The sequence below is a fragment of the Mesorhizobium sp. M7D.F.Ca.US.004.03.1.1 genome, assembly GCF_003998635.1.
Lineage (GTDB): Bacteria > Pseudomonadota > Alphaproteobacteria > Rhizobiales > Rhizobiaceae > Mesorhizobium > Mesorhizobium loti.
In genome coordinates this window covers 1-3577 of the sequence record NZ_RZQG01000625.1, presented here as the reverse complement: position 1 = coordinate 3577, position 3577 = coordinate 1, and the positions used below count along the sequence as shown (strand labels likewise).

Annotated in this window: 4 protein-coding genes; 3 read left to right on the top strand and 1 reads right to left on the bottom strand. The window is 62.9% G+C overall.

Features of this window, described 5'->3' with window-relative positions:
* The 3 genes from EN935_RS26710 to EN935_RS26700 form a co-directional block, all read left to right on the top strand.
* Positions 1-439, top strand: a 439-nt coding sequence (locus EN935_RS26710) for a chromate resistance protein ChrB domain-containing protein (RefSeq protein ID WP_206534572.1), incomplete at its 5' end; no start/stop codon positions are given.
* 38 nt (positions 440-477) lie between these two features.
* A complete protein-coding gene (chrA, locus tag EN935_RS26705; RefSeq protein ID WP_245489059.1) occupies positions 478-1827 on the top strand; it encodes a chromate transporter in 1350 nt (449 codons plus the stop codon).
* A 163-nt stretch (positions 1828-1990) separates the two neighbouring features.
* On the top strand, positions 1991-2389 hold the full coding sequence (locus EN935_RS26700; RefSeq protein ID WP_127264647.1) for a hypothetical protein: 399 nt from the start codon (positions 1991-1993) through the stop codon (positions 2387-2389).
* Positions 2390-2408: 19 nt separating this feature from the next.
* Here EN935_RS26700 and EN935_RS26695 read toward each other — a convergent pair.
* The coding region (locus tag EN935_RS26695) for a trimethylamine methyltransferase family protein (RefSeq protein ID WP_127373780.1) at positions 2409-3577 on the bottom strand (1169 nt) is incomplete at its 5' end.

Below are 3577 nucleotides of genomic sequence, written 5' to 3'. Positions count from 1 at the left end.
CCCGAAGGTCGACCGCATCGCTTGCCCATGGCTGATCCGGCGTTTCCTCGACCCCGACGCGGTGTTCCTGTTTGTCGAACCCGCTGAAGTACTGGCTGTGGCCGACCGTTTTCAGGCCGCGCCTTTCGACATCGACAATGTGTTCTGGAGCCATCGAGGCGAGCGTTGCACCTTCGACACCATGATCGAGGAGTTCGGGCTGGAATCCGAGGCGCTCGATCGCCTTGCCGCAATCGTGCGCGCGGCCGACACCGCAAGCCTCGACCTTGTGCCCCAGGCGGCCGGCTTTCTGGCTGCCTCGCTTGGTCTCTCGCGGATGTTCCGCGACGATCTGGAACAACTGGAAGCAGGCATGCTGCTCTACGATGCGTTCTTCCGCTGGTGTCGCGACGCCACCGAAGAAACGCACAACTGGCCCGCTGTAGGTAAACCGACATGAGCGCTCTTGCCCCGGTAGATACAGCAGGAAAGGTCCCGATGCCGGCTGCACCAACCTTTACGGAAGCCACGAAAGTCTGGGCGAAGATCGGATTGCTCAGCTTCGGCGGGCCTGCCGGGCAGATCGCCTTGATGCACAAGGAACTGGTGGAGGAGAGGCGCTGGATCGGCGAGCAGCGTTTCCTGCACGCGCTGAATTACTGCATGCTGCTGCCTGGCCCGGAAGCCCAGCAACTTGCCATCTACATCGGCTGGCTGCTGCACAGGACGATCGGTGGCCTTGTCGCAGGCATCCTGTTCGTCGTGCCGGGTGCGCTCGTCATGCTCGCCTTGAGCAGCCTCTACGTCCTCTATGGCGACATGCCTCTCGTCGCGGCGCTGTTTTTCGGGGTGAAGGCGGCGGTGCTTGCCATCGTCATCGAGGCGGTGATCCGGATCGGACGGCGCGCCCTCAAGAACCGCGTCATGATGTCGATAGCGGTCGCGGCGTTCATCGCCATCTATGCCTTGAATGTGCCGTTCCCACTCATCGTCCTGCTCGCCGGCCTGACCGGATGGCTGGGGGACCGCATTGCTCCCGGCCTGTTTTCCGGCTCGGCACATGGCAAGGGCGATGTTGCCGACTTCAAGGGAGCGGTCGACCTGATGTTCGAACGCGGCGAACTGGCCCATGTCAAACCGACCAGATGGCATGCACCGCGCACTGTCGCCATCTGGCTGCCGATCTGGCTCGGGCCTGTTCTTGTGGTCTGGTGGTTCACCGGCTCTGCAAGCGTCTGGACCGAGATAGGCCGGTTCTTCAGTCTCATGGCGGTCGTCACCTTCGGTGGCGCCTATGCGGTCCTCGCCTATGTCGCGCAGGCAGCCGTCCAGTCCTTCGGCTGGCTGGCGCCGGGTGAAATGGTCGATGGTCTCGGGCTTGCCGAAACGACGCCAGGTCCGCTCATCCTGGTGCTGCAGTTTGTCGGTTTCATCGCCGCGTTCCGCCACGCCGGACCGCTGGACCCGCTGCTTGCCGGATCGCTGGGCGCGTTGCTCACTTTGTGGGTGACGTTCACGCCGTGCTTCTTCTGGATATTCCTCGGCGCGCCCTACATCGAGGCCCTGCGCGGCAACAAGGCCTTGTCGGCAGCACTTGGCGCGATCACCGCCGCCGTTGTCGGGGTGATCATGAATCTCGCTTTGTGGTTTGCCTTGCACGTCATCTTCCGTGAGGTGCACGCGACGGGTCTCGGCATGAATGTGCCGGTGTTTTCGTCGATCGACTGGCGCGCGGCGCTGCTTTCGGGTGCTGCCATGATCGCCATCCTGAAGCTGAAAATCGGCATGCTGCCGACGCTCGCCGCATGCGCCCTGGCCGGTGTCTTGCTGTTGGCGGCGGGTGGCTAATGCATGTCGCCCAAAAGTGACCTCGGTTTTGGGAGAACGACATGCATCAAAACAAAGACAGCGGGTCGTCTGAATCCATTCAGACGCGACACGCTTTAGATGTCCGCCTTCCTTTGTATTCCGCTTGCGAACCACCTAAGTGGTTGGAAACGGATTGGGACTCATGGCGGGACGACGCTCTTCTCTCGGCTTCCTCGGACTGTTCGGCCGCTCGGGCGATCTCAGGCAGCTCGACGCCGCATTGCGTGGCGCCGACCTTCATCCCGCCCTCGTGCCGGAGGGCGTGAAACTCACCATCGTCAATCTGATGAAGGATCATTGGCCCGACGAGCCGCCCAGCCAAGCCTATGCGGAAGTGGCGCGGCTGTTCAGCTATTGCATCGCCGGGCCTGAAACATTCGAAAGCTCCCATGGCTTGCAGCAGCGGCAGGAGGTGGAGCGCCGGGTCGAGGCCGCGGTGCAGGCCGGCGACAGTTTCGATGCGCAAATCGTGCTGATGGCGCTGCACGCCAAACTGATCAATGCCGAGGTCGTCGAGCGGTACGGGCTGAGCGCCGAATAACTGTTCCGGCGAGCGCTCTTTAGCCGCCCATGCTGCCGCGCGGCAGTTTGATCATCTCGCCAAAGCGGGCGCGCAGTTTGTCGTCGATCAGCTTCGGCACATGGCGCGGAAAGCGCTCGGCAAGCACGCGTTTCTTCTCGATGATCGCCCGCTGCAAGATGTCGGGCCGGCCCTTTTCGTTCCATTCCTTGGGCGAAAAGCGATCGCCGACGGCGGGGTAAAAATACTCGGTCTGCATCAGCCGCAGCGTCTGCTCATTGCCGAGATAGTGCCCCGGTCCCTTCAGGCAGACATCGGCGATGGTGTCGATCGACAGCGCCTCGTCCGTCACCTCGATGCCGCGCACGCAGCGCAGGCAGTGGCCGAGCATGTCATTGTCGATGATCAGGCTTTCCAGGCAGAAGCCGAGCAGCGAAGCGTGCATGCCGGCCGATTCATAGACAAGATTGAGCCCGGCAAGGCCGGCCATCACATCGGTGATGCCCTTTTCATAGCCGGACTGGATGTCGGGCAATTTCGAATCCGTCATCCCGGCGGCTGAGCCGCCGGGCAGATCGTAGAATTGCGCCATCTGCGCGCAGGCCGAGGTCAGCACCGCCTGCTCGGCCGAACCGCCGGACATGGCGCCGGTGCGCAGATCCGACACGAACGGCCAGGTGCCGAAGATCGCCGGATGGCCCGGCTTGATGGCGTTGACGTAGACCAGACCGGCCAGCACTTCAGCCACCGCCTGTACCACCGCACCGGCAATCGCCGCAGGCGCCGTGGCGCCGGCTTGGCCGGCCGACAGCAGGAGAATCGGGATGCCGCCCTCGACGCAGGCTTCGAGCACGCCGCAGGCGTCCTCGGCGAACTTCATCGGCGGCACGACGAAGCAGTTGGAATTCGACACGAACGGCCGGGCGCGGAAATTCTCCTCGCCGCCGGCAATTGCATAAAGCATTTCGAGCGCCGGCTGCACGTTCTCGCGTACCGTGAATGAGGTGCCGACATGCTTGGACGTGCCCATCACGCAGGCATAGAGCGTGTTGAAGTCCATTTCGAGCGGGTCGGGAATGTCGCGCGGCACCATCGGCCGCTGGAAGAAATGGATGTTGTCGAGCCCTTCGACGAGGCGGGCGGCGTCATAGATGTCCTGCAGCAGCGATTCGCGGTATTCGCGCTTCTCGACATCGACCAGATGCACTG

Excerpts from the sequence above, each read along its gene's own strand:
- EN935_RS26700 (WP_127264647.1), top strand. The coding sequence starts at position 1,991 with ATGGCGGGACGACGCTCTTCTCTCGGCTTCCTCGGACTGTTCGGCCGC.
- chrA (WP_245489059.1), top strand. The coding sequence starts at position 478 with ATGCCGGCTGCACCAACCTTTACGGAAGCCACGAAAGTCTGGGCGAAG.